This is a genomic window from Burkholderia sp. Bp9142, assembly GCF_003853415.1.
Classification (GTDB): Bacteria; Pseudomonadota; Gammaproteobacteria; order Burkholderiales; family Burkholderiaceae; genus Burkholderia.
In genome coordinates this window covers 1-24,523 of the sequence record NZ_QTPP01000055.1, presented here as the reverse complement: position 1 = coordinate 24,523, position 24,523 = coordinate 1, and the positions used below count along the sequence as shown (strand labels likewise).

Sequence of the window (24,523 nt, the reverse complement as noted above, 5' to 3'; positions counted from 1 at the left end):
GTGTCAGCCACCGGGGCCGGACTGGCCCCCGTTGGCGGAATTTTTCAGCTCGCGCTCGAGCCGCTCGATGTCTTTCTTCACGCCCACGTTCGCGAAGAGCTGCAACGCGCGGCGCAGGTGGTCGAGTGCGCTTGCGGGATGGGACGCGGCCAGGCCGTAGCCGATCGCCTTGTGCAGCTTCGCGCGCACCTCGTCGGGCATGTCGGCCATTGCGGTGAGGTGCTCGATGTCCAGCAGCGGCTCGACCTGGATCGCTTCGCCCGCCCGGTTCGCGCGCAGCGCGGCCTCGGCGAATTCTTCGACCAGCAGGCACGGTGTGCTGCGCTTGTACTGGTCGGGCAGGGGCAGACCGTGCCGCAGCGCGTACGCGCCGATATCGAGTGCGCCACGGAAGTCGCCCACGTCGACGCGCCAGACCATGATCGTCATCAGCACGTCGTCCTGGGCGCCGGCCGCGCCGTCCAGCACGCCGGCGACCCATGCGTCGTACACGGGCAGGAACTGCCGCTTCAGGTCGGCCTTGCGCTCGAGCGACTCGACGGCCTTCAATGCCCGGCGGTGTTCGTCGAGCTGCGCGAGCATCAGCGTGTACGCCGAGTCGTCGCGCAGCCCGCCGACACTCGAGGGCGAACCGGTCGCGGCCCTGGCCGCGACGGTGCGCTGGAAGTGTTGGCGGAACGGGTTCGTCATGCGCCGGCCTTCGGTGCGTCGGCCGCGACGTCGACGAGCTGGATGTTCTCGACCACACAGCCCGCACCGTACTGCTCGATCACGTACGCATCATTTGAGCTTTCATAATTCTCGATGCGATCGCGTTCCGGCTTGTCTTTCAGTGCGCGACGGCGCGCGCTGATTTGCCAGTAGATCGACAGATTGTCCAGACGCGTGACCATCATGGCGTGCGCCGGGAAGAACGGCACGCTGACCGCCGGCAGGTTGCCGATGCGCTTCTGCGACACGACGATGTCGGTTGCAAGCGTTTCGGTCGACGGCTGCGCCTGGTTGATGAGCGGGAAGTACTTGTCCTGGAGCAGCTCGCGGCCGCAGATCACGACGAGATTCGGATCTTCGGCGTACCACGGCTCGAGGAACTCGTTGCGCGCGAGCGAAACGACCGCGTCGAGGTTCTTGAACTCCTCTGCTTTACCGATCTTGACACCAGACTTCACACGCTCGGGCGCGTTGTTGCGATACTGCTGAAGCCAGCCGATGTTCACGTCCTGAAGCAGCGGGTTCGCGTTGAGATCGGTGTCGGCCGCAACCTTCTCGCCGTTCCAGCCGATCATGACGCGATCGAGTGCCTGGCGAAGGATGATGGAATCGCGCACACGTGCCTGGAAGTCCGGAAACTTCGCCCACGCGTCGAGCTGCTGATAGCGGATGTGGGTGTCGTAGTCCGTCTTCTCGCAGCGGTATTTTTGGTTGTCGAGTGCCGACACGTCGCGCGTCTGTCGTTCGCGCTTGGTCGTGTCCGTGCGGCTCGCGATCGGCCCGGACACGCCCAGGCCGATCTTCTCACCTTCCATTTCCTCGACGCCGTGGATGTTGATCCGGCCGAGGAACGCGCTCGACTCCTGCATCTTGGTTTCGAGCGTTTGCTGCACGCTCGGCGCGACTGAAAACTTCTTCGTCGCGTCGCCGACGCCATTCAGTTCCTGGATGCGGCCAAGAAACCGGTTGTAGAGTTCGCGGGTATCGTTCCGCATGGGTTCTCCGTCTATCGAAAGTGGAATAAGGGCGGGTTAGCAGTCGGTCTGGGCTGCGTTGTCTCTGCCCGTCGACGTCGGCCGCTGCTGCGTGCTGCTGTCGGTGCGCGACAGCTTCGTGACCAGGTCGGTATGTCGCTTGTCGCTGGCCAGCTGCGCCTTCTGCAGATCGGTGAAATTCGCGTTGAACTTCTCGAGCTGCTCAAGCACCTGGCCCTGGCTTTCGGCGAGCGCGACGACCGATTGCGACAGGTCGGAAAAGCGCTGGTCGTCGGTCGCCTCTTTGCGATTCAGCATGCCGCGCACCTTCGAGAACAGCGACTTGCCGGCGTCGCCGGTGCGCGGTGCGTCGTCCTCGATTTCGATGTCGGCTTCGACGGCAGCGCTGAAGAGGTTTTCCGGGCGTTGCTTGCGCGTGTCGAATGCCTTGTGCTTCGCGCTGAAGGCGAGCATCTCGGTGCCGAGGCTCGCCGGGTTGTCGGTGACGGCGAGGCCAACCAGGTACGCCTCGCCAGTGCCGGCGAAGTCGGGGTCGACCTCCATCGACGAATAAACCTTCTGGCGCTGCTCGGTGGTCATTTCGACCAGGTCCTTCGTCGGCGAGAGCTGCGCGAGCAGGCGCAGCTTGCCGTCCTGCTCTTCGGTCTTCAGTGCGATCACGTCACCGTATGCGCGAAACGCGCTGTCCGGATACATGCCGCGAACGTGTTCCATGTTGATGCGCGCGCCGTACGTCTTCGGGTCGTAGCTGCTCGCCATTTGCTCGAGCATCGTGCGATCGATCGTGCGGCCGTCCGTCGTCGCGCCTTCGGTCGCGATCCGGAAAAACTTCGTCTTCTTTGCGTCCTGTGCCATGTGCGAATCCGCTGAGAGGGGGCTGTGTTCAGGGATTCCAGTTTCGGCAGTTCGCCCCACGGTCGCAACGCATGTTGGTTGTGCGCGCAACCGATACAACCGCATGCAGTAGGGCCTACGCGCGCGCGTCGGTAGCCTTGCTGCATGACTGCACTTCCCATCGATTCATCCGACGTTGATCCACGTCGACGCGCACGTGACCTGTACTGGCAGGGGTATCGCATCGCGCGTATCGCCGAGTTGCTCGGCGTGAAGCCGGCCACGCTCTATAGCTGGAAGAAGCGCGACCGATGGGACGAAACAGAGCCGGTCGATCGCGTCAACATGACGATCGAAGCGCAGTTGATCAAACTGGTCACGAAGGAGGCGAAGGAAGGGCGCGACTACAAGGAAATCGACCTGCTGACGCGTCAGCTCGACAGGTTGCGATCGCGCCCGGCGAACGACGCGAAGGTGAGCGAATCCGGGAGCGCGGGCAGCACCCGCCGGTCACGCAGCTCGGACGATCGCAACGCGTTCAGCGAAGAGCAGGCTGCGAAGCTGAACGACGCGTTCCTTGAGTCGATCTTCGACTATCAGCGCACCTGGTACCGGGCCGGCTTCAAAGAGCGAATTCGCAACATCCTCAAGAGCCGGCAGATCGGCGCGACCTGGTACTTCGCGCGCGAGGCGCTGCTCGACGCGTTGAACACGGGGCGCAACCAGATCTTCCTGTCGGCCAGCAAGGCGCAGGCGCACGTGTTCCGCCAGTACATCGTCCAGTTCGCGAAAGATGCGGTTGGCGTCGAGCTGCGAGGTGATCCGATCGTGCTGCCGAACGGGGCGACGCTGTACTTCCTCGGCACGAACGCACGTACCGCGCAGAGCTATCACGGCAACCTGTATTTCGACGAGTACTTCTGGGTGCCGCGCTTCCAGGACCTACGGAAGGTCGCGTCGGGCATGGCGATCCATTCGCAGTGGCGGCAGACGTATTTCTCGACGCCGTCGAGCCTGGCGCACGACGCGTATCCGTTTTGGTCCGGGAAACTGTTCAACCGCGGACGGCCGAAGGATCAGCAGGTATCGATCGACATCTCGAACGCGGCGCTCGCGGCGGGCCGCGCGTGCGGCGATGGTCAGTGGCGGCAGATCGTGACTGTCGAGGACGCCGTGCGCGGCGGCTGCAACCTGTTCGACCTCGAGCGGCTGAAGCTCGAGTACAGCGCTGACGAATACGCGAACCTGCTGCTGTGCCAGTTCATCGACGATTCGCTGTCGGTCTTCCCGCTGTCGACGCTGCAGACCTGCATGGTCGACGCCTGGGAGGTGTGGGACGACTTCAAGCCGCTGTACATGCGCCCATTCGGCGACGAAGAGGTGTGGATCGGCTACGACCCGTCACACACGGGCGACAGCGCTGGCTGCGTGGTCCTGGCGCCGCCGAAGTATCCCGGCGGGAAATTCCGCGTGCTCGAGCGGTTCCAGTGGCACGGCCTGGACTTCGAAGCGCAGGCCGCGCAGATCGAGGCGCTGACCAGGCGCTACCGCGTCACCTACATCGGCATCGACACGACCGGGATCGGGCAGGGCGTCTATCAGCTCGTCACGAAGTTTTTCCCGGCCGCGACGGCGTTCCACTACTCGGTCGAGATCAAGACCGCGCTCGTGATGAAGGCGCAGAACGTGATCCGCAAGGGCCGGCTCGAGTTCGACACGGGCTGGAAGGATCTCGCCGCGTCGTTCATGGCGATCAAGAAAACCATCACGCCCAGCGGCCTGCAGGTCACGTACAAGGCGAGCCGCTCCGAAGAGGCGAGCCACGGCGACCTGGCCTGGGCCTGCATGCACGCGCTCGCGAACGAACCGCTCGAGGGCGCGACGGGCACCAATACCGGATTCATGGAGATTTTTTAATGTCACGCAAGTATCGACGCGGCGCCGGGCGCCGCACGCACGACCGCGCCGAGCCGGCGGCCGACACGACGCCGGCGCCGGCGCCGCGCGCGGAAGCTTTCTCGTTCGGCGATCCGGTCGAGGTGATGGATCGGCGCGAGCTGCTCGAGTATGTTGAATGCATGCGGATGGGGAACTGGTACGAGCCGCCGCTGCCCCTTGACGGGCTCGCGCGCTCGTTCCGGGCGGCGCCCCATCACAGCTCGGCCATCTACGTGAAACGCAACATCCTCGTGCAGTCGTACGTTGAGCATCCGCTACTGTCGCGCGCCGACTTCAGCCGGTTCGTGCTCGAGTACCTGGTCTTCGCGAACAGTTACCTCGAGCTGCGCACGAACCGGCTCGGCACGCCGATGGCGCTGAAGTCGTCGCTGGCGAAATACACGCGCGTTGGCGTCGAGCCGGACGAGTACTGGTTCGTGACGAACGTGCGCGAGCCGCACGCGTTTCCGAAGGGCGCTGTCTATCACCTGTACGAGCCCGACCTGAACCAGGAGATTTACGGGCTGCCCGAATACCTGTCGGCGCTGAACTCGACCTGGCTGAACGAGAGCGCCACGCTGTTCCGCCGGCGCTACTACAAGAACGGCAGTCACGCGGGCTTCATCCTGTACATGACGGACGCGGCCGAGCGGCAGGAGGACGTCGACAATCTGCGTTCGGCGCTGAAGAACGCGAAGGGGCCGGGCAACTTCCGGAACCTGTTCATGTACGCGCCGAAGGGGAAGAAGGACGGCATTCAGCTCCTGCCGATCGGCGAGGTCGCGGCGAAGGACGAGTTCTGGAACATCAAGAAGGTGACGGTCGAGGATCAGCTCGCGGCGCACCGCGTGCCGCCGCAACTGATGGGGATCATCCCGTCGAACGCGGGTGGGTTCGGTGACGTGGAGAAGGCGGCCGGGGTGTTCAACGGCCTGGAGATCGATCCGCTGAAGGCGCGGCTCCGGGAGGTGAACGACTGGCTCGGGATCGAGGTTGTACGGTTCAGGGACTTCGAGCTGCCGAAGGGCTGACGCCCGAGCACACACCTGGCAAAGCAAAGCCGCCGGGCACTTCGGTGCCGGCGGCTTTTTTGCGTCTGGCGCCCTTGCACGGGGCGCGGCGGATTAGAGCGCCTCTGGGCGGCCGCCGCATGGATGCACCCCAAGGGTCGGACCAGCCCGCCGCAGGGCCGTGGCGGGCCGCCTGACGCGCCGGGGCGTCATTCCAAGGGCCGGACCCCTGCCCCTGGGATGACGATTCAGACCCGGCGCGCGCAGTTGTGACCCCGCCCCACCTGCCCGCGAAAACGAACGGTTTTTATGCACTCATGCGCCCGGCGCTCGGGGCCGCCTGGCGCGGGCCGCGCGGCGGTCGGCGGGCCGATTCTTCTATGCAGTTTTATGCGCCTTGGTTATGCAGTCTCGGCGTTTCTTGGCTCGCCCTCGGGTCATCGGCCATAATCGACGACTCACGCGGCGCCGACTTCGTGCGGTAAGAGCCCGCCCCCCAAGTGCCAGCCGGCCGCGCGAGCGGCGTATGGGGAAAGTCGGTGGTCGTGTGAGCCTATCCCCGTTTCATTGTGCGGCCGGCAGCTTTGCCGTCTTGTGAAGCGCGACCCAGTAGTCGGGGAGCTCGTCGTCGGGCACGTTGAAGCGCCGGAGCCACGCTTCGCTCGCGATCGTCGTACTGAGGAGGGGAGCGGTGCTGTTGACCGTGCCATCCTGCAGGCTGTCGATCGTATCGGCGACGATTGGGCGCAGAGCCCGGTTCAGCAGGACATATGCTGCTGGCGGCTCCGGCGGGTGCCCGGCACCAACCGACACGCCGGTTTGAGGTTCCACCCCTGCCTGAATGAGCAGGCCGCCATCGCCGAACGCAGACTTTCGATACCAGTCCGGCGGGAGCACCATTCCGTCTGCTCCGCCGGCGCGGCGGACGAGATCAGCATCGATCGCGGTCAGCCAGTCGACCGTCTTGAGCTTATCGGTCAGGTCACGCACGCACGTGCGCCGTGGGCTTCCGACGTCGAGCCCGGCCCCGTACTGCCGCGCCCAGAAATACTCGCTCGCTTCGTTTGGCTCCCGCCCCATCGGCGGCAGGTTGACCGCGTATCCGCCATGTCCGTGTACTGGCCGCAACCATTCCGCGAACTCGGCGAACAGCCGCTCGAACGCGCCGGGCGCGAGCTGCAGAAAGCTACGCGGCACCGTGAACGACATGACGTCGAGACTGCGCTCAAACTTCGCTTCCCAGTCTTCCAGGCAGAACACGGCGAAATCGTAGAAGCCGGCCGCGAGCTTGTGATCCGCGCTGGTCGTGGTCGACACCAGGGCGGCATTGCTCGGGACGCGCTTCGCCAGGTCGGGAAAGCCGGCGGATTTGTCGAACGCGACGGGAGCCGCGCCCTCGGCGTAGAACCATTGCATTGGGCCGGCCTTCGGCGGATCGCGGCCTTCAGCCTTTGCCAATGCCGTCTCGTATTTCGTGATGACGTCGAGATAGCGGTCGTAACATCGCACGAGCGCCTTGCGTGTCGCCTCCGCGTAACCGTTCCGAAAGTACAGGACGCCGCGCACGACAAACGCAGCGCCTACGATGCCTTTCTGATAGGGCGGCTCGAACAGTCCGTACGGCAGGGTGTCGCGGCGCTTTGGGTCGTTGGCCCATGCGGCCAGTTCGTCTTTCGTCATGGTATTCAGGGGAACGCGAAGCCGGGGACGCCCGGCGGAAGATGCGGGATCGGGGCAGGCATTGCGCGGTTTGACCCGGCTGGACTGACGCCAAAAATCGACTCGACGTCAGATTGCGTTTGCGTCGATCGCGCCGGTTTCTCGTCTGGCTTGTCGTCGCCACATCCACAGTCGGCAGGACGCAGCGTCGCCACCTTTTTGTCGCTGCCGGCGATTCGCACGTATGCCTCCCGTTGACGATCGCCGTACGAATCCTCGAACTTCATTTCGACGACGGTCTTGATATTCGACTGCTCGGGCGGCAGAGCAGGATCGCGCACAATCACGACGTCGGGTCGACGCGTTTGATCCAGCCCCACCTTCTTCCCGTCGCGGTAGCCTTTCATGCCGCCCGGCCAATTATCCCGTATCCAGTCGACGATGGAATCAGGGCGCAGCGGTCTGTCCTCCTCGGTCATGATCGGGACCGGTGGCGCAGGCGGTGTGGGGCTCATGTCGTAACTGACCTCCGGCAGATACTCGGTCGGCCCGCCGAACGTCGCGCGGGACGATTCGTTCAGTGCGTCCAGGCGTTGCGCGACGCATGCTTGTCGGAGCGTCCTCGATCTCCCGCGCTTGTCCACTCTCGTCTGGACGCCGATGCGCGCGCAGGGGCACATCACGCCGCAGAGCACTTCCTTATCCTTGCCTGACAGGCGACCGTCGAGCCCGACGAGGGTCGTGTTGCCGTCGCCCTTGCTCGCACCGGCGGCCGAGCTGCGCGAGTAGTCGGTCATGCCTTCGTGTCCGCGGTGCCTGTCGTGCCCGGCTGGCTGAACGACAGCGACGCGGCCTGTTGTGTGTTCAGCCAATCCGTATGGCCGTTCGCATCCGTCATGCCGTGTATCGTCTGGCCGTCCGTCGACGTCACGGTGTACGGATGGTTTGCGATGGGCCGGCGTGTGTTGTCGTCGACGACCTGGAAGCGTCCGCGATTTGGACCGTCGTTCTGCGCGACTACGCTCTTGCCGCCGCCGACCGGGGCGCCCGCGCCCGACGTCGGCGAGGCGGTTGCCGTGCCTTGGGACGCGATCAGGGTTGCGCCGCATGCGGTCACGTCGCCCTCGGACACGACTGGGCGCCCGTGGAACGTCATGTTCAAACCGGTCTTGACCTTGACGATCGGATACAGGCCGCCGCAGCGCGGACATGAAACCATGTCACCGAGCAGAGCGAGCGCTTTCCCGTCGACAGTGTTGGTCATGTCACTGGCGATAACGCGCCCACCGTGCGAGGTCGTGTCGCCATCCCGAATGAATGCGAAGCCCATGGCAAACCCTATGAAGAAACGGAGTCGCCGACTGTAGCACGCGACGCGCGACCCGCTCCCCTGTTGGGATTGACAGGTTTTTGAGATTGTCAAGCAATAGGAGGGGTGGCGGGCGAACGGGTCGGATTATTTCCGATCACTGCAGTTCTGCGCGGGGGAAGCGCCAATTCTTCGGGCGCGTGGCGCGGCGATGATCTATCAACAAAAAGCCCGCTCAACTGGCGGGCTCTCGGCGGTCTAGACCTGTCAATTTCGGGAGCTGAATAGCTCGACGGGTGTCAGCGAGCGGCGAGTGTCGATCGCACGCTGCTTCCGCTTGGCTTCGCGGGCAACTCGTGTGAGATCTTCCTGGGGCTCGACGATGCGCGAGACTGCGACAGCAAAGTCAGTTTGCTCGGTCAGCAGCCGAGTCGTCAGAGCGTCAAACTGTTCCTTGGTGACGGGGTTCATCGCATAGCTCCTATTGGTGGACGGCTCGTTGGCGCAAAATAAATCTCAAATTCTTGTCCGAATCGAAAAAATGTTTTCGTTTGATCCAGACGAGACCCTCAGACTTCGTGATCACTGCAACGTCGATCGGCCCACCGACGCTTTGCTTGGGAGTTGTCACTCTCTCCTTTAGAGACTCAAGCGTCACGAGCGTTTCCGCGAGGTGAGCCATCTCTTCAAGCGGTAATGCAGATATCACGCTTCTGAGCGGGTGATAGTGCCCTCTTAGAACCTTCCCATACCAGTCGTCCGTGAACGCCTCGCGTGATTGTTCCGCGTCTGCTTCCAGTGTAGGCGGTTCGGCAACGCCGAGACGACCAAGAACCGATCGGGCGAAGTCTAACGCATATTTCCGATACAGAGTGTCGACCGACCCGAAGACATCGAAACCAACCCCTCTCATAAATGCATCGACGGCTGATGTCATCGCGAAAGGGATGATGTTTGAAGGTACCTCGTTTGAAATGGCGCTCTGTTGTTTTACATCATATGCGAGATGGTCGCCCATGAAGCCGGCTACGGAATACTCGATGAGACAGGGGAAGTATTCGAGCTTGCCATAGCCGGCGAAAACGACGCCGGTGGTCGGTAGCAGCGACTCGTAGTTTCGGAAGTAGTACTTGCAGGCGACAGCAACGAAACGATCTAGGTCAATTACGTCCGACAGGCCGCCCTGTTCGAGCCCGCCTAAAACGATGTCCCTGAATCGCTGAGGCGGTGCAGCCAGTGTGCGAGCTGCCGCCTCTCCCAAAGCATCGGTCTTGTAGGGCCTACTGTCGAGTTCAGCCTCTATCGCCAGTAAGGCAGTGGAGGCTTGCGGCGCGCGTTCCGCTGATGGCAGCGCAGCGTCTGAGATCGTCGGGTCGTGACTTTGCATCAAACTCAACAACTGGCCCGCAGCCGTCTGCAGTCCGTCGACGAAAGAATCGTCGCGCACGGTCGTGGAAATTGGGCTGGCCGCCGATTGAAGGAATGAGAAGAAATTCTCGGCGTATTCTTGGACAGAGTCGAACTTGCTGGTTTGTAGGTGGTCGGCGCGATACGCCTTGATTACGACTTCCCACGGCATGCCACAGACGGACGCGGTCCCGAAGATCATTACTCCAACGGGTTCCGTATGGGACAGCTGGAAAATTTTGTTCCCGCCCTTCGAGTACCTCGGCTCCCCCTGACCGTTTGTCGTTGTAACCGCACTGTCAGCTGCAATGACGACCGCATACTTGTTAAGGACCGCGACTTCGCATGTCATCTGATTTCCCCGGGCGTTGGCTTGTGCATTCTTTGATCGGCAGCGTAGCGGTAGCGCATTGATTTCGCAATCGAGATTTGCCGAGGGGACGCGTGTCGCGCGGAACTGTTCCACTGAAATTGTGTGAGCTACAGTGAAATTACAGTTTGGATGAGCTTGGACAGCCCTGATTGATCTTGATTAGCCTTGGTTTTGCTGATTGCGAGTCGTGTAAGGCTTTGATTTTTAAAGGCTCCCGGTGTGCCGGTAAAGCTCCGAAGGCAGGGGTTGCTGGTTCGATCCCAGCCGGGCGCGCCAAATTGCCTGATTCCAGGCGTCGAATTTCCCGATCCGTTTTTCTGAATTCGCTGAAGCGTCGCGTTGCGCACTCGGCCGAGTCCGTGCGGCTTCCGGTGCCGTGGCGTGTCGGCACCCGCTCGCCGCTTCCCGCGCCGTTTCGCCGCCACCCCGTTATGCGAGAATCCCCGCAACGACAACTCCAAGCGTCGATCGCGGCGGCCGTCCGCGCATCGCGCCGACTCTCCCGATGGCAGCCATCCCGTCTCTCCCGGCCGCAGGCGATGCCCGCGCGCTGACCGACGCGCAGCAGGCGCTGCTCACGCGTCTGCTTGCCTATTCCACCGACGACCCGCACGCCGTGCTGCCGTACAGCCGCCGCCTCGCCGAAGCGGAAGGCTGGACGCATGCGCACGCGCTGGCCGTGATCGACGAATACAAGCGCTTCGCGTTCCTCGCGCAGGCGGCCGGACACCCGGTCACGCCGTCGGTCGCGGTCGATGCCGCATGGCATTTCCACCTGCAATACACGGTCGAGTACTGGGACGTGTTCTGCGCCGATGTGCTGCGCGCGCGGCTGCATCACATGCCCGGTACTGGCGCGCCGGACGAAGCCGCCGTGTACGCGCGGCGCTACCAGGACACGCTCGACAGCTATCGCCGCCTGTTCGGCCGCGAGCCGCCCGCGTCGATCTGGCCGCGTCCCGAGTCCCGGCCGGCCGACGCCGGATCGCCGCAGGCGAGGGCGGGGGCAGGCGCCGACAGGCAGGCGGAACCGCCGTCTGCAGCCGGCCCGGCAGCCCGCCGTACCTGGCGCGACCGGCTGCCGAAGGCGGCCGTGTCCGCTGCCGCCGCGAGCGTCATCGCGACGGCCGCATCGGCGCGCGACTTCGACGTCCTGAACTACACGGGACCGCAGTTTCTCGCGTTCTACCTGCCGGTCTGCGTCGTCGCGCTGTTGCTGATCGTCGTGCTGCAGCAGATCGAATACCGCTGCCGGCGCCGACGCGCGCAAGCCGTCTCGTCGGGCCTGACGGCCGAGGAGGCCGCCTATCTCGCGGGCGACGAATCGCGGGCCGTGCAGGTGGCGACGCTGTCGCTCGTCCAGGCAGGCGCGATCGACCTGTCGATGGCCGGGCGGCTGGGCGCGCGCGTGCGCAGCGTCGACCCGATGCGGGGCGGCGCGTATGCGGACGAGTGCCACTGGCTCGCCGCGCAGCCGGACGGCGAGGCCAGCTTCGGCGCGTTCCGTCAACTGCTCGCGCGCCGCGTGTCCGATGCCGCGAACGCGCTGCGCGGGCGTGGCTGGCAGTGGGCGGCGGGCGAGATGCGGGCCGCACGCATGGCCTCGTGCGCGATCGCGCTGGCCGTGCTCGGCACCGGCGCGGCGAAACTCGCGGTCGGATTGAGCCGAGGGCGGCCGGTGCTGCTGCTGGTCATCAGCATGGTGGTGTTTGCCATCGCGTACCGGATCGTCGCGCGGCGCCTGACGGGATTCGGGCGCGGCGGCCTGACGGTCGGTGCGAGAACGGCGCTCGCCGCGCACCGCAGCGCCCGCCGCGACGAGCCCGATTCGCCGGACGCGCTGCTGTGGGCGACCGCGTTGTTCGGCGCGGGCGCGCTGGCCGGCACCGCGTGGGCCGCGCATTCGATGGTGCTGATGGAGCCGCCGCCGGTGCCGCCGGTGGCGGCGCGCAGCGGCGGCTCGTCGGGTTCCACGTACAGCTCGACCGACTCGAACACGAATTGTTCGTCGTCGGGTTCGTGCAGTTCCAGCTCGTGCAGCTCGAGCAGTTGCGGCGGGTGTTCGTCGAGCAGTTGACGCGCGAAGGCCCGCGCGCCGTCGTCAATCGATCGCGGCGTCCGCGAGCGCCGTTTCCGGCGTGCCGGCGCCCGTCTCCATGTCCGCGGTGTCGATGATCGCGACCCAGTCGAACGCGGGCATCGCGCTCAGCTGGTCGGCGGTGGCCGCGTACTCCTGCGCCGACGTGCCCAGGTAGCGCAGCCGGTCCGTCCACTCGGGCCAAGGGCCGGGCGACGTCGTCAGCACGACGCTCAGCAGATCCCGTTCGGCACGCGCCGCGACGATGCGCAGCGCGGCCTGCACGCGTTCGGCGTCGCCGGTGGCGTCGAGGATCAGCACGCCGGGAATCGGCGCATCCCGCGGCGGCAACCGTACGGCCGTGCCTTCGCGTTCGATACACATCCGGTAGGTCTCGCGAACCAGCGGCAGGCGCGCCTGCAGCGCGTCGTGCTTGCGCACGCGTGCCTGCGCGGTACGGGCGATTCGCCGGCGCAGCGCGGGCCGCGTGATCAGGCGGTCGAGCGCGTCGTCCCATGCGTGCGGGGCATCGCCGGCGAGCAGCACGTCGTCGCCGTCGTTCAGTGCGATGCGCAGGGCCGGCCGGTCGCTCGCGACGACGGCGATGCCGGCGGCCGCGAATTCCTGTCGCTGGATCGTGCTGCCCGCGCCGTCGCCGGTATCGGCGAGCGGCATCAGCGCGACATCCCAGTCGAGCACGCGCAATTGCTGCGCGTATGCGCGGTATCCGTCGGGCGCGGGCCGGAACGCCGCCGCCGGATGATGCTCCCAGCCGGCCGGCACCCGCGCGCCGAAGAATTGCACGGCAATGCGGCCGGCATGGCGCTCGCAGAGCGCACGCAGCGAGGCGTCCACCAAGGCGAAATTGGCCGGCAGCAGCGATGCGCCGGCGACGCCGATCGTCACGCTTGCGTTGCTGGATGCCGGCACCGCGCGCAGGAACAGGTCGAGATCGACGCTGTCGGGCAGCACGAACACGTTCGGGTTCCAGGGCAGGTACTGGCGCGCAAGATCCGGCGTCGGGACGATGATCGCGTGCGCGTTGCCGAGCGCAAACGCGATGCCGGTCCACGTCGCGTCGGCCTGCGCCGACGGCCGCACGGCGAGCGGAAGATCGGTCGCGTAGATCACGGGTTTGTCGAACTCGAAGATCGCGCTCAGCGCCGTCAGCGGCAGCAGGCCTGGCGTGTGGCGATCGAGCAGCACGGCGTCGGCTGCGGCGATCGCCGTGCTGTCGGCCAGGCCGCTGACGAGCGCCCAGTCGTCCTCGAGCCGTGCGAACGGCAGCGCGAGGCGGCGTTGCACGGATGCGCCGTCGACCGGATCGATCGCGTAGGCGACAAGGCGCTTCTTCTGCTGCGCGCGCATCGCGCGCGATTCGCAGGGTGCCGGAGCCGTGGCGGCCGGCCGCCGCCCCTGTTCGGCGAGCCGCGCGTACAGTGCGCCGTGCCGTGCGGGCTCCGCATCGGCCGGCAACACGTGTACCGCCGCGTTCACGTGACGATACGTGGCGGCCATTGCGTCCGATCGCACCACCAGTGCATCGGCACGGCGGATCGCGTCGCGCATGGCGGCGAGCCGGCGCGCGCTGCCGGCGATATGCGGATCGTCGAGCGAAAACGCGTCGAGCGGCCGGTCGAGGTCGCAGACGACCGGCTTGCCGAGCGTGAACATCTGCTCGAGCGCGGCGCCCGACAACAGGCTCGGCGCCGCGCCGTGCAGGACGATCACGTCGGCCCGTTGCAGCGCATCGAGGTCGATGCCGTTCGCGCCGACGGGAAAGTCGGCCGTCCATTCGCGCTCGAGCGCGCGGAACGGCGTGGCGAAACGCGTCGTGATGTGCGGATCCGTGGCCGGCTCCACGCACACGACGGCCATGCGCCGCGTCGCGGGCGCGGCCGGTCGCGTGGTGGCCGCGCCGTTCGGGCCGGCGCGCGCATCGAGCGCATCGGCGTGCGCCTGGGTCTTCTCGACGAACTGCCGCAATTGCCGCCAGAACGTCGCCTGTTCTTCCCGATACACGTCGCGCGCCGCGTGCACGGTCGCTTTCGCGTGCGCGATTTCGTGCGGATCGAGCCCCCACGCGATCCCCTTGCCGCCCATCACCCAGCGTTCCGCGGTCGGCATCGACGCGTCGTTCAGGATGCACACGACCGGGCAGCCGCACAGCAGCGCCTCGAAGGCCGCGGTGGACCATTCGTACAGGTACAGGCATTCGACACGGCGAAACAGTTCGGCGAGTTCGTGCGCGGAGCGCTGCACCACGCGTCCCGAGATCTCGATCGACTCGGCCGTCGCGGGATGCAGGCTGCCGCCGCGGCGCAGATGTCGGTTCAGGAACACGGCCGTGCCGCGGCGGGTGGCATCGTCGACGCCGTCGCAGTGGAAGATGCGCGTATCGACGAGCGGCATTCTCAGCAGATCGGCCTGCCATCCGTCGGGAACGATCGATGGCCCGAACGCGATCACGAGATCGGTCGGCGCGAGGTCGATCGGATTGCCGTTGATGCGGCCCGGCTCCGCGAGCAGGTAGCGTGCGACGCAGCGCGCGCCGAGCGGATTGCCTTCGACGATCTCCGGATAGACGGCGATCGGGCTGCGGCCCGCGGCCAGGTGCGCGTGCGCGATCTCCTGCGTCAGCAACGGCGTACGCAGCTCGGGATGGACTTCCGTCGTATGGAGGTAGGCCTCGCAGCCGAGCAGGTTCAGCGCGTGGCACAGGTAGTGCATCGCGCGCACGCCGCCGGACGTCTGCTTGTAGCCGGGGGCGGAGACGTAGTAAGGATGGCCGAGCGGCGCGAAGATGCTGGGCGAATCGTTCATGGAGCGGATGGCACGAGGTGCGATGAAGGTTGGCGGCCGGCCGTTCGCGCCCCGGTCCGGTAGAAGTCGGATACCACCTGAATGACGCGGTCCTGCTCCGCGTCGCTCATCGCGTGGTATAGCGGCAGGCGCACGAGCCGGTCGGCGACGTCATCGGTCACCTGCATGCCGGAGCCGCAACGGCCGTAGCGGCGGCCCGCCGGCGAGCTGTGCAGCGGCACGTAGTGGAACACGGCGAACACGCCCGCATCGCGGATCCGCTCGAGCAGCGCCGTGCGCTCCGCGAGGTCGCGCGCGAGGAAATAGAACAGGTGGCCATTGCCCGCTTCGCTCAGCGGCGTCGCGGGCAGCGTGAGGCGGCCGGCATCGTGCAGCGGCCGCAGCGCATCCTCGTAGCGCTTCACGGTCGCGCGCCGCTGCGCGGTGATCGCGTCCGCATGCTCGAACTGCGCGTACAGGAACGCGGCGATCAGTTCGCCGGGCAGATAGGACGAACCGACGTCGACCCACGTGTACTTGTCGACCTGGCCGCGAAAGAACTGGCTGCGGTTGGTGCCTTTTTCGCGGATGATCTCCGCGCGCTCGACGAGTCGCTCGTCGTTGACGAGCAGCGCGCCGCCTTCGCCGGCGATCACGTTCTTGGTCTCGTGGAAACTGAGGCACGCGAGATGGCCGAGGCTGCCGAGCGGCTTGCCCTTCCAGGTCGACTGGATCGCCTGCGCGGCGTCCTCGACGACCCATAGCCGATAGTCATCGGCCAGGTGCGCGAGCGTGTCCATGTCGCACGACACGCCCGCATAGTGGACGGGGACGATCGCGCGCGTGCGCTCGGTGATCGCGGCGGCAACCAGTCTTTCGTCGAGGTTCAGCGTATCGGGACGGATGTCGACGAACACGGGCGTTGCGCCGCGCAGCGCGAACGCATTGGCGGTCGACACGAACGTATAGGACGGCATGATGACTTCGTCGCCCGGGCCGACGTCGGTGAGGATCGCCGCCATCTCCAGGGCGGCCGTGCACGAGTGCGTGAGCAGCGCGCGATGACAGCCGATGCGCGTTTCCAGCCACTGGTGGCACAGCCTGGTGAATGCCTGGTCGCCGGCGAGCCCGCCCTGTTCGACCGCCTTCGCGATGTAGTAGAGCTCCTTGCCGACGATGAACGGGCGGCCGAACGGAATGCGGTCGAGATTGGGAGGAGCGAACATGGCGGGACTCCGCGAAGGCGTGAAGAGGGGCAACGGGGCCGGTGGCTTGCGCGTGGGCGCTCAGCCATCCTTCCGGACGAGGATCGTGAATTCGTACAGCCCGTAGTCGTGCAGCAGCGCGACGTGGCGCGCGTAGCGGCGCTTGCAGCGATCGAACAGCGCGCACGGATCGGCGTAGTACAGCCGCTCGGGACGCATGTGCGGCGGATCGGAATACGACGTCAGGCAGTTGAACGCGAAGCCGAGACGGCTCGTCGCATGCAGCGTGTCGAGCGTTGCATGGATGTACTCGAGCCACGCGTCGTCGCCGTGGCCGCGATGCACGTTGAAGATGCCCGACGCGATGCCGTAGTCGGCGACCGACGACGGCGTGTCGCCGACGTGGAACGACACGTCGCCGCGATCGCGATAGCGCTGCCGGGCCGCATCGATCATCTCCGGTGAAACGTCGTTGCCCGCATAGGTATGGCCGCGCCCTGCCGCCTGCTCGTCGAGAAAGTCCACCAGCGCGCCGTAGCCGCATCCGAGGTCGTTGATCGAGAAGCCTTCGGCGGCTGGCGCGACGATCTTCGTCAGCTGGGCGAACCGCAGCCGCTGGCCGTCCTCGCCGTTCCAGTCCACGCCGCGCGCGGTCTGGCCATGCTCGGCGAGACGCGCGCTGTAATACGCGGCGACGTCCGCCAGCAGGTTGGAGTGTCGGGAATCGTGCATCGCGCAATCCTCAGTTTCGGCCGGTCACGACATGCCGGCGCGCATCCGGGCCGCAATGAAACAGCACGTCGAGCACCGTCACGCCGTGGACGAACTCGCCCCACAGCTGCGCATACGGCGGATAGTCCGGATAGTCGAACCAGCGCACCGCGACCTGCGCGGCCGTGAACCGGCTTTCGTCGAGATAGTCGCGTGCGGCGGGGCCCGACAGGTATTCGGTCGCACCGGCCTGCAGGCACAGGTTCAGCAGCTTGTCGGTGCGATCGCCTTCCAGCACGTAGTCGGACGACGACGACATGCGCGTGGCGATGCCGAGCTGCCGGTTGATCCAGGTCAGCATCGCGAGATTGAGCGCGCTCAACGTGTCGTGCCGGCCGTGCAGGTAGAGCGCTTCGAGCTCGTCCGCGTAGCGCGAGAAATGCGGCGCGCGCGCGTAGTTCTGCCGCAGCCGCGTCCAGTGCTGTCCGGCCCAGTCCGTGCCGTCGATCTCGGTGTCGCGAATGCTCTGGTGATAGCGGCCCTTCACCCGGACCGGCACGGTCAGCCATTGCACGCCTTGCGGCGTCTTGATCTGGTTGCGGTTGCGCCAGTCGCGCCGCGTGTACTGCGCGTCGTCGTACAGGATGAACTCGTCGGTCGCGGCGATCAGGTCGAAGTAGCCCTTCCACGGGATGTAGTTCGACTGGACGATCGCGATGCGTTTCGGCTGGGCAGTCATGTCGCTCAGGCCGGGATGTGACCGTACCGGTACATGTCGACGAGCTCGGGCGGAATGCCCCAGTCGGTCGCGCCGAGCCGGTCGTGCAGTGCCTCGAGGTCCGCGCGGATCGAGCGTTCGAGCTGCTCGACCATGCGGTTGCGCGCGGGCACGAAGTCGTGCTGGTAAGCGGCGTTGATCTGGTGGCGGATCGTCTTCGCGATCGCCGCCTCGCGCGACAGGTTGCGGATCAGCGGCCGCTCGGGCGCCAGCTCCGCATAGCGCGGATCGATCGGCAGCCCGCGCATCGCGGCGACGAGGTCGCGGCACAGCACGGGCGACAGGTGGAAACCGTCACGCTTGGTGCCGCCGAGAATCCACAGGTCGCGCACGCTGGTTTCGCCGATCAGCGGATACAGGTCGGACGTCGTCGGCCGCCAGCCGACGTTCACGTTGACGAGATTCGCGCGCGAGAACCGCGAGTTGATCTGGTCCATCGCGGATTTGAGCAGCGTGTACGCGCTGCCGGCATGCCCGTGTTCGTGCGGCACCGGGCTGATGTAGTTGCTCGCGCCGACGAGCGTGCGGTCCGGGCCGTAAGGCGCCGAATAGACGCCGCACGCGAGGCCGCGGTTGGTCGTGCGCACGCAGTGCGTATGCACGCTCTCGCTGCTCTGCAGCTCGATCGACATGCCGATCCCGTAGAACAGCCGTTGCACCGGAAGGTCGGGCAGGCTCGCCTGCAGCACGCGCGTCAGGTTCGCGCCGTTGCAGAGCACGAACCGGTCGGCGTCGAGCGTCGCACCGTCGCTCAGGCGCGCACCGGCGACGCGCCCGCCCGCGACGTCGATGCGCTCCACTTCGGCCGACACGAACGTGACGTTGCCGGCCGCGGCCACGCTGGCCTGGAGCGCATCGAGAAACTGTTTCGGGTTCGCCCAGCCTTCGCGCTTCAGATACACCGCGTTCAGCGCGCGAAACTGCGGGAGCGGGTGGTAGTTCGGGATGCCGGCCGGATCGACGGCTTCGCACGGCTCCTCGAACTCGCGGCAAAAGCGCCGCATCGCCGCGAAGTTCTCGTCGTCGAGCGCGTCGGTCGCGGCGTTGTTGAGCACGTAGGTGCCGAAGCCGTGCGCGACCGCGCGATCCGGCGTGCAGATCTCGGCGAATACGTCGGGCCACGCGGCGGTCGCCGCGCGGCTCAGTTCGAACTTGAAGCGGTCGATCGGCGTGCCGAGCGAATCGCCTTCCAGTTCGGTGAACGAGTTGAGCATCGCGGCGGCCGCGCGCGTCGCCGAGCCCGGGCGCTGCGCCGGACCGACGACGACGAGCTCGATGCCCGGCTCGGCGCGCTGCCAGGCACGGGCCGTCATCAGCCCGAGGATGCCGTTGCCGAGGATCGCGATCTTCATGTGCGCACCCCGCCGCCTTCCGGGAAGGTGAGGTAGCACAGCGACGGATACGACTTCGCCTTGTGGATCCGGTGCGGATGCTTGCCGAGCAGCTCGCGCACGTAGTGGATCCCTTCGGCCGGCGTCTGGCCGCCGCGCGTGAGCTGCCAGAACGCGACCACGCCCCCCGGCACGAGGCGCCTCATCACCGTCTCGAACGCCTGCCGGGTGGGCCCCGGCACGTTCAGGTCGAACCACGCGAGCGCGACCGGTTCGCCCGGATGGGCTTCCTCGTAGGCGGCCAGCGTGTCGCGGCAATCGCCTTCCCACACGTGGTGCTTGCCGTTCACGTGGCCCATCGCGTTGTTGCGCTCGTGCAGCGACAGCAGGTTGCGCAGCAGGTCCGCATAGTCGCCGGCGAGCGAGTACGTGCCGTCGGAGAACAGCTTGCGGTCGCGCGAATCGCTGTCGGAGAAGCCCGCGTAGCCGGTGAACGTATCGAACGCGTGAATCCGGCGCTGGAAGTTCAGCGGCTCGAGGATCGCGCGGAAGTTTTCGCACAGCACGGCAGTCTGGCCGCGCCAGGTGCCGAGATCGAGGATCGAGCCCGGCAGCGGCACGATCTGCTCGTAGACCTCGAACGTCGCGAGAATCCGCGCGAGCAGCGAGCCGCGCACGAACAGCCCGAGCGAGCGTTCGAGCTCCTCTTGCGTCGCGGGATAGGTCTGCATCAGGTCGAACAGCTCGCGCCGTGCGGCGAGCTGGTCGTCATTCGAGTTGGAGATGATTGAGGACTCGTGCATACACATGGCTCCAGGCGCTGAGGGGGGAGTCGGAGCATCCCTGGCCGCGTTGCCGGCAAGCGGCTTGCGCCCTGCGCGATCGTCCGCGCGGTGGACGCCTCCAAGTCTGTGCCCGAGTCTATCGGTCCGTGCGCGGATCAAATGCCGGATTAGCGGGCCGTTTTCCCCCGCATTTCGGTGAATGCCGGCACACGCCGGGGCTCGGGCGGCTGGGCTCCGGGCGTCCGGCCGTTGCGGCAAACCGTTGTCGTGCAACGCGCGCAACGGTCACGCGAGGAATCGCCGGGGCGCTTGCCCGGTGCGCCGTGCGCGCGAACCGCGACCTTGATCGTCGTCAAGCCGCCGGCCGCACCGTCACATGAAAAGCGACCAAATCCGCCACCTGCTCCGCCGATTGGAACGGCGGCCCCACGCCGAAAATGCTGGCATGTCGAGGGCCGTCCGCGCGGATGCGATGCCGGCCTCCGCGCGGATGCGCGCTTCGTATCGAACCCACGCTGGCTTACCACGATGACTGATCTCACGCTGTCCGACTCTCCCGTCGCCACGATCGAAGCGGCGCTGGCGCTTCACCAGGCCGACCGGCTCGAAGAGGCCGAGACGCTGTACCGCCGGATCCTCGACACCGATCCGCGGCACGCGGACGCGCTGCACCTGCTCGGCCTGATCGGTCACCAGTACGGGCGTTATCACGAGGCATCCGAACTGATCATGGCCGCGATCGAGATCAAGCCCGACGCGATCTACTACTACAACCTCGGCAACGTGATGCAGGCGCACAACCGCCCGGCCGCGGCCGCCGAGTGCTTCCGTCTCGCGATCGAGCTGCGGCCCGGCTACGTCGACGCCTACAACAACCTCGGCAACGCGCAGCGGCTTGCGGGCAACGCGCGCGGGGCCGTCGACGCGTTCTGCCAGGTGATCGCGTTGCAGCCCGACCACGGGCAGGCGTACAACAACCTGGGCAACGCGCTGCTCGACCTGAACGAGATCCCGGCCGCGCTCGAGGCATACCAGCACGCGGTCGCGCTGCGTCCCGAACTGCCGGAGCCGCGCAGCAACCTGCTGTTCGCGTACCACTACAGCGACGCGTTCGACCCGCACGCGTACCTCGACGAAGCCGCGCGCTTCGATGCGCTCGTCACGCAGCGCGCGCAGCCGTATTCGACGTGGCGGGTCGACCTGGCCGCGCGCATCGGGCGGCCGCTGCGCGTGGGCATCGTGTCGGGCGACCTGAAGGCACACCCGGTCGGCTATTTCATCGAAGGGATGCTCGCGCACCTGAAGCGCGAGCGCGTCGAACTGCATGCGTATCCGACGCGCGACGTCGAGGACGACGTCACCGCGCGGCTCAAGCCGCGCTTCGCATCGTGGACGTCTCTCGCCGGCCTCGACGACGCGGCCGCGGCCGCGCGGATTCGCGACGATGGCATCGACGTGTTGATCGACGCGTCCGGCCACACGATCCATAACCGCCTGCCGCTGTTCGCGTGGAAGCCCGCGCCGCTGCAGGTGAGCTGGCTCGGCTACTTCGCGAGCACCGGCATGCGCGCGATCGACTACGTGCTGGGCGACCGCCACGTGATGCCGGCCGACGAGGCCGCGCATTTCGTCGAACGCGCGTGGCACCTGCCCGACAGCTATCTGTGCTTCACGCCGCCCGCGATCGAGCTCGACGGCGGCCCGTTGCCGATGCTCGCGAACGGCTATCCGACCTTCGGCTATTTCGGCAAGCTCGCGAAGCTCACCGACCGCGTGATCGACGTCTGGTCGCGCGTGCTGCGCGACGTGCCGGACGCACGGCTGTTCGTGAAGGCGCCGCATCTCGACGACCCGCGCGAGCAGGACGCGCTCGCGGCCCGCTTCGCCGCGCACGGCATCGACGCGGCGCGCCTGCTGTTCGAAGGCCGCTCGCCGCGCGACGAATACCTGGCCGCCTACCGGCGCGTCGACCTGATGTTGAGCCCGTTCCCGTACCCGGGCGGCACGACCACGGCCGAAGCGCTGTGGATGGGCGTGCCGGTGCTTGGCCGCCGCGGCGCGCGGTTCCTGTCGCATATCTGCGAAAGCCTGCTGCAGGCGGCGCGCCTGCCCGAATGGATCGCGGACGACGACGATGCGTACGTCGCGAAGGCCGTCGCGTTCGCGCGCAATCCGGCCGAGCTGGCCGTGCTGCGCACGACGCTGCGTGCGCAGGTGCTTGCATCGCCGCTGTGCGATGCGCCCCGCTTCGCGCGTCATTTCGAGGAAGCGCTGCACGCGATGTGGGTGCGCCGCGTCGACGCCGCACCGGGTGCCGCATCATGAACGGCCAGTCCGTCCTCATCACCGGCGGCGCGGGCTTTCTCGGCTCGCATCTGTGCGAGCGGCTCGTCGGCGCCGGCTACGACGTGATGTGCGTCGACAACTTCCACACCGGCAGCAAGCGCAACATCGAACACCTGATCGGCCAGGTCAATTTCGAGGTGATCCGCCACGACGTGTGGCTGCCGCTCTACGTCGAAGCGGACCGCGTGTTCAACATGGCCTGCCCGGCGAGCCCCGTGCACTACCAGAGCGACCCGGTGTCGACGGTGAAGACGGCCGTGCTCGGCGCGATCAACATGCTCGGTCTCGCGAAGCGCTGCGGCGCGCGCATCCTGCAGGCGTCGACGAGCGAGGTATACGGCGACGCGCAGCAGCATCCGCAGCAGGAAAGCTACTGGGGCAACGTGAATCCGAACGGGCTGCGCGCATGCTACGACGAAGGCAAGCGCTGCGCCGAGACGCTGTTCTTCGACTATCACCGCCAGCACGGCGTCGACATCCGCGTGGTGCGGATCTTCAATACCTACGGTCCGCGCATGCGCGTCGACGACGGACGCGTCGTGTCGAACTTCATCATGCAGGCGCTGCGCGGCGAGCCGATCACGCTGTACGGCGACGGCAGCCAGACGCGCTCGTTCTGCTACGTCGACGATCTCGTCGAAGGCCTGTTGCGGATGATGGACCAGGACGACGACACCGGACCGATGAACCTTGGCAACCCGAGCGAGATCACGATCCGCGAGCTGGCTGAATGCGTGCTGCGGCTCACCGGCTCGAAAAGCCGCATCGAATATCGCCCGCTGCCGGCCGACGATCCGCTGCAGCGCCGTCCCGACATCGGCCGCGCGCGTCAGCGCCTCGACTGGCAGCCCGGCATCGCGCTCGAGGATGGCCTGAAGGAGACGATCGCCCATTTCCGCAAACTGGTGAATGCATGAGCCACGATCTGATCGACGCCCCCTGCCCCGTCTGCGCGCACACCGTTGCCGCGCCGTTCTTCCCGGCCGGCGAGCGCACGCTCGCGACGCTCGCGTGGCCCGCGTCCGCCGAGGCGGCGCGCGAGCTGCCGCGCCATGCGCTCGATTTCGTCCAGTGCCCGCGGTGTTCGCACGTGTGGAACCACCGGTTCAGCTACGACGCGATTCCGTACCAGCGCAACCCGAACCGGATGTTCAACAGCGGCGGGATCTGGAAAGGCCATCTCGCGGCCACGCGCGACCTGCTGCTCGGCGCGCTGCCGGCCGAGCCGACGGTCGTCGAGATCGGCTGCGGCGAAGGTCATTTCGTGCGCGGCCTCGCACAGGCGAGCCGCGGCGGCCGCTTCGCGGGCTTCGATCCGAACGCGAGCGCGGGCACCGGCAACGGCATCGAATTCCACGCGCGGCTGTTCGCACCGCTGGCCGACATGCCCGCGTTCCGCCCCGACGCGATCGTGATCCGGCACGTGCTCGAACACCTGACCGAACCGGCGAAGCTCGTCGAGCAGCTCGCATGGGGCGCGGCGCGCCAGCCGAACGCGTGCTGGCTGTTCGCGGAAGTGCCGTGCATCGATCGCGTGTTCGAGACGGATCGCCTCGCCGACTTCTTCTACGAGCACGTATCGCAGTTCACGACGGAGTCGTTCCGCACGCTGATGGCGCGCGCCGGCGAGATCGTGACGCTCGCGCACGGCTACGACGGCGAAGTCGTCCATGCGCTGGTGCGGCTCGGCGTGCCCGAGCACGCGCGCACGCGCGCCGACGCGTCGCTGCAGTTCGCGGCGCGCTCGGTCGGGAACCGCGCGGCGATCGCCGGCCAGCTCGCGAAACTCGCCGAATCGGGGCAGCGCGTCGCGATCTGGGGCGGCACGGGCAAGGCCGCCGCGTTCATCCATCACTTCGATGCCGACGCGGCGCGCTTCCCGCTCGTCGTCGATTCCGATCCCGACAAGGTCGGCACGTATGTGCCGGGCACCGGCCAGAAGATCGAATTCCGCGACGCGCTGAAGGCGGCGCCGGCCGACGTGGTCATCATTCCGACGCAATGGCGCGCGCGCGACATCGTCGCCGAGATGTCGCGCGAAGGGATCGCCGCCGCGGCCGTGATGATCGAGCACGACGGCCGACTGATCGACTTCGGGCGCGAACCGCATCCGTATTGAGCGGCGCGCAATGGAGCCGATCGAACTGCAACTGCGGGCGGCGCTCGCGCATCACGAGGCCGGCCGTCTCGCGCAAGCGAAGACGCTGTACGACGCGATCCTGCACGCGCAGCCCGGACAGCCGGACGCGATG

The 24,523-nt window shown here is 66.7% G+C and carries 21 protein-coding genes; 7 read left to right on the top strand and 14 right to left on the bottom strand.

Annotated features, from left to right (window positions below; all coding sequences use genetic code 11):
* Window positions 1-3: 3 nt before the first annotated feature.
* From DIE22_RS35115 to DIE22_RS35105, 3 genes are read right to left on the bottom strand one after another with little or no spacing between them, the layout of a single operon-like run.
* Window positions 4-690 (bottom strand): terminase endonuclease subunit, encoded by a 687-nt coding sequence (locus tag DIE22_RS35115; protein ID WP_124607262.1) that lies wholly within the window; start codon window positions 688-690, stop codon window positions 4-6.
* Complete coding sequence (locus tag DIE22_RS35110; protein ID WP_124607261.1) at window positions 687-1,706, bottom strand: phage major capsid protein, P2 family; 1,020 nt, start codon at window positions 1,704-1,706, stop codon at window positions 687-689. Before DIE22_RS35110 ends, DIE22_RS35115 begins: the two co-directional genes overlap by 4 nt.
* Before the next feature lie 36 nt (window positions 1,707-1,742).
* Window positions 1,743-2,561, bottom strand: coding sequence for a GPO family capsid scaffolding protein (locus DIE22_RS35105; RefSeq protein WP_124607260.1), 819 nt, complete (start codon window positions 2,559-2,561; stop codon window positions 1,743-1,745).
* Between the two features lie 144 nt (window positions 2,562-2,705).
* Between DIE22_RS35105 and DIE22_RS35100 the strand changes: the two genes are divergently transcribed.
* Entirely contained in the window at window positions 2,706-4,457 is a 1,752-nt protein-coding gene (locus DIE22_RS35100) for a terminase ATPase subunit family protein (RefSeq protein ID WP_124607259.1), read from the top strand.
* Window positions 4,457-5,509 (top strand): phage portal protein, encoded by a 1,053-nt coding sequence (locus DIE22_RS35095; protein ID WP_124607258.1) that lies wholly within the window; start codon window positions 4,457-4,459, stop codon window positions 5,507-5,509. The genes DIE22_RS35100 and DIE22_RS35095 overlap by 1 nt, the downstream gene beginning before the upstream one ends.
* A gap of 543 nt (window positions 5,510-6,052) precedes the next feature.
* On the opposite strand, the gene DIE22_RS35090 is transcribed toward DIE22_RS35095, so the two are convergent.
* From DIE22_RS35090 to DIE22_RS35070, 5 genes are all read right to left on the bottom strand, one after another.
* Entirely contained in the window at window positions 6,053-7,168 is a 1,116-nt protein-coding gene (locus DIE22_RS35090) for a DUF3396 domain-containing protein (RefSeq protein WP_124607257.1), read from the bottom strand.
* A gap of 5 nt (window positions 7,169-7,173) precedes the next feature.
* Window positions 7,174-7,944 (bottom strand): VRR-NUC domain-containing protein, encoded by a 771-nt coding sequence (locus DIE22_RS35085; protein ID WP_124607256.1) that lies wholly within the window; start codon window positions 7,942-7,944, stop codon window positions 7,174-7,176.
* Window positions 7,941-8,477, bottom strand: a complete 537-nt coding sequence (locus DIE22_RS35080; RefSeq protein WP_124607255.1) for a PAAR domain-containing protein — start codon at window positions 8,475-8,477, stop codon at window positions 7,941-7,943. Before DIE22_RS35080 ends, DIE22_RS35085 begins: the two co-directional genes overlap by 4 nt.
* Before the next feature lie 246 nt (window positions 8,478-8,723).
* Window positions 8,724-8,927: a hypothetical protein gene (locus DIE22_RS35075; RefSeq protein ID WP_124607254.1), complete on the bottom strand. Its 204-nt coding sequence runs from the start codon at window positions 8,925-8,927 to the stop codon at window positions 8,724-8,726.
* Between the two features lie 10 nt (window positions 8,928-8,937).
* Window positions 8,938-10,065 carry a hypothetical protein gene (locus tag DIE22_RS35070; protein WP_124607253.1) on the bottom strand — a complete coding sequence of 376 codons (1,128 nt, stop codon included), beginning with the start codon at window positions 10,063-10,065 and terminating at the stop codon, window positions 8,938-8,940.
* Window positions 10,066-10,741: 676 nt separating this feature from the next.
* Here DIE22_RS35070 and DIE22_RS35060 point away from each other — a divergent pair.
* Window positions 10,742-12,313 carry a TIGR04222 domain-containing membrane protein gene (locus tag DIE22_RS35060; RefSeq protein ID WP_124607252.1) on the top strand — a complete coding sequence of 524 codons (1,572 nt, stop codon included), beginning with the start codon at window positions 10,742-10,744 and terminating at the stop codon, window positions 12,311-12,313.
* 24 nt (window positions 12,314-12,337) lie between these two features.
* On the opposite strand, the gene DIE22_RS35055 is transcribed toward DIE22_RS35060, so the two are convergent.
* The 6 genes from DIE22_RS35055 to DIE22_RS35030 are packed head-to-tail and all read right to left on the bottom strand — an operon-like array spanning window position 12,338 to window position 19,943.
* Entirely contained in the window at window positions 12,338-15,136 is a 2,799-nt protein-coding gene (locus DIE22_RS35055) for a glycosyltransferase (RefSeq protein WP_124607251.1), read from the bottom strand.
* Complete coding sequence (gene rffA, locus DIE22_RS35050) at window positions 15,133-16,341, bottom strand: dTDP-4-amino-4,6-dideoxygalactose transaminase (protein ID WP_124607250.1); 1,209 nt, start codon at window positions 16,339-16,341, stop codon at window positions 15,133-15,135. Before rffA ends, DIE22_RS35055 begins: the two co-directional genes overlap by 4 nt.
* A gap of 60 nt (window positions 16,342-16,401) precedes the next feature.
* Entirely contained in the window at window positions 16,402-17,052 is a 651-nt protein-coding gene (locus DIE22_RS35045) for a trans-aconitate 2-methyltransferase (RefSeq protein WP_124607249.1), read from the bottom strand.
* Between the two features lie 10 nt (window positions 17,053-17,062).
* A complete protein-coding gene (locus DIE22_RS35040) occupies window positions 17,063-17,770 on the bottom strand; it encodes a WbqC family protein (protein ID WP_124502130.1) in 708 nt (235 codons plus the stop codon).
* A 5-nt stretch (window positions 17,771-17,775) separates the two neighbouring features.
* A complete protein-coding gene (locus tag DIE22_RS35035; protein WP_124502131.1) occupies window positions 17,776-19,161 on the bottom strand; it encodes an NAD(P)/FAD-dependent oxidoreductase in 1,386 nt (461 codons plus the stop codon).
* On the bottom strand, window positions 19,158-19,943 hold the full coding sequence (locus DIE22_RS35030) for a class I SAM-dependent methyltransferase (RefSeq protein WP_124502132.1): 786 nt from the start codon (window positions 19,941-19,943) through the stop codon (window positions 19,158-19,160). Before DIE22_RS35030 ends, DIE22_RS35035 begins: the two co-directional genes overlap by 4 nt.
* 510 nt (window positions 19,944-20,453) lie before the next feature.
* Here DIE22_RS35030 and DIE22_RS35025 point away from each other — a divergent pair.
* The 4 genes from DIE22_RS35025 to DIE22_RS39400 all read left to right on the top strand — a co-directional run.
* The gene (locus DIE22_RS35025) at window positions 20,454-22,250 is read left to right on the top strand and encodes a glycosyltransferase family 41 protein (RefSeq protein ID WP_124607248.1); all 1,797 of its coding nucleotides are present in this window, start codon (window positions 20,454-20,456) and stop codon (window positions 22,248-22,250) included.
* The gene (locus tag DIE22_RS35020; RefSeq protein WP_124502134.1) at window positions 22,247-23,188 is read left to right on the top strand and encodes a UDP-glucuronic acid decarboxylase family protein; all 942 of its coding nucleotides are present in this window, start codon (window positions 22,247-22,249) and stop codon (window positions 23,186-23,188) included. The genes DIE22_RS35025 and DIE22_RS35020 overlap by 4 nt, the downstream gene beginning before the upstream one ends.
* Window positions 23,185-24,390 carry a class I SAM-dependent methyltransferase gene (locus DIE22_RS35015; RefSeq protein WP_124607247.1) on the top strand — a complete coding sequence of 402 codons (1,206 nt, stop codon included), beginning with the start codon at window positions 23,185-23,187 and terminating at the stop codon, window positions 24,388-24,390. Before DIE22_RS35020 ends, DIE22_RS35015 begins: the two co-directional genes overlap by 4 nt.
* A gap of 10 nt (window positions 24,391-24,400) precedes the next feature.
* The coding region (locus DIE22_RS39400) for a tetratricopeptide repeat protein (protein WP_409410209.1) at window positions 24,401-24,523 on the top strand (123 nt) is incomplete at its 3' end.

Bases quoted from the DNA above. Each gene is read 5' to 3' on its own strand.
- rffA (WP_124607250.1), bottom strand. From the start codon at position 16,341: ATGTTCGCTCCTCCCAATCTCGACCGCATTCCGTTCGGCCGCCCGTTC.
- DIE22_RS35085 (WP_124607256.1), bottom strand. From the start codon at position 7,944: ATGACCGACTACTCGCGCAGCTCGGCCGCCGGTGCGAGCAAGGGCGAC.
- DIE22_RS35100 (WP_124607259.1), top strand. From the start codon at position 2,706: ATGACTGCACTTCCCATCGATTCATCCGACGTTGATCCACGTCGACGC.
- DIE22_RS35030 (WP_124502132.1), bottom strand. From the start codon at position 19,943: ATGCACGAGTCCTCAATCATCTCCAACTCGAATGACGACCAGCTCGCC.
- DIE22_RS35060 (WP_124607252.1), top strand. From the start codon at position 10,742: ATGGCAGCCATCCCGTCTCTCCCGGCCGCAGGCGATGCCCGCGCGCTG.
- DIE22_RS35090 (WP_124607257.1), bottom strand. From the start codon at position 7,168: ATGACGAAAGACGAACTGGCCGCATGGGCCAACGACCCAAAGCGCCGC.
- DIE22_RS35070 (WP_124607253.1), bottom strand. From the start codon at position 10,065: ATGATCTTCGGGACCGCGTCCGTCTGTGGCATGCCGTGGGAAGTCGTA.
- DIE22_RS35020 (WP_124502134.1), top strand. From the start codon at position 22,247: ATGAACGGCCAGTCCGTCCTCATCACCGGCGGCGCGGGCTTTCTCGGC.
- DIE22_RS35110 (WP_124607261.1), bottom strand. From the start codon at position 1,706: ATGCGGAACGATACCCGCGAACTCTACAACCGGTTTCTTGGCCGCATC.
- DIE22_RS35105 (WP_124607260.1), bottom strand. From the start codon at position 2,561: ATGGCACAGGACGCAAAGAAGACGAAGTTTTTCCGGATCGCGACCGAA.
- DIE22_RS35075 (WP_124607254.1), bottom strand. From the start codon at position 8,927: ATGAACCCCGTCACCAAGGAACAGTTTGACGCTCTGACGACTCGGCTG.
- DIE22_RS35055 (WP_124607251.1), bottom strand. From the start codon at position 15,136: ATGAACGATTCGCCCAGCATCTTCGCGCCGCTCGGCCATCCTTACTAC.
- DIE22_RS35045 (WP_124607249.1), bottom strand. From the start codon at position 17,052: ATGCACGATTCCCGACACTCCAACCTGCTGGCGGACGTCGCCGCGTAT.
- DIE22_RS35080 (WP_124607255.1), bottom strand. From the start codon at position 8,477: ATGGGCTTCGCATTCATTCGGGATGGCGACACGACCTCGCACGGTGGG.
- DIE22_RS35040 (WP_124502130.1), bottom strand. From the start codon at position 17,770: ATGACTGCCCAGCCGAAACGCATCGCGATCGTCCAGTCGAACTACATC.
- DIE22_RS35015 (WP_124607247.1), top strand. From the start codon at position 23,185: ATGAGCCACGATCTGATCGACGCCCCCTGCCCCGTCTGCGCGCACACC.
- DIE22_RS35025 (WP_124607248.1), top strand. From the start codon at position 20,454: ATGACTGATCTCACGCTGTCCGACTCTCCCGTCGCCACGATCGAAGCG.
- DIE22_RS35095 (WP_124607258.1), top strand. From the start codon at position 4,457: ATGTCACGCAAGTATCGACGCGGCGCCGGGCGCCGCACGCACGACCGC.
- DIE22_RS35115 (WP_124607262.1), bottom strand. From the start codon at position 690: ATGACGAACCCGTTCCGCCAACACTTCCAGCGCACCGTCGCGGCCAGG.
- DIE22_RS35035 (WP_124502131.1), bottom strand. From the start codon at position 19,161: ATGAAGATCGCGATCCTCGGCAACGGCATCCTCGGGCTGATGACGGCC.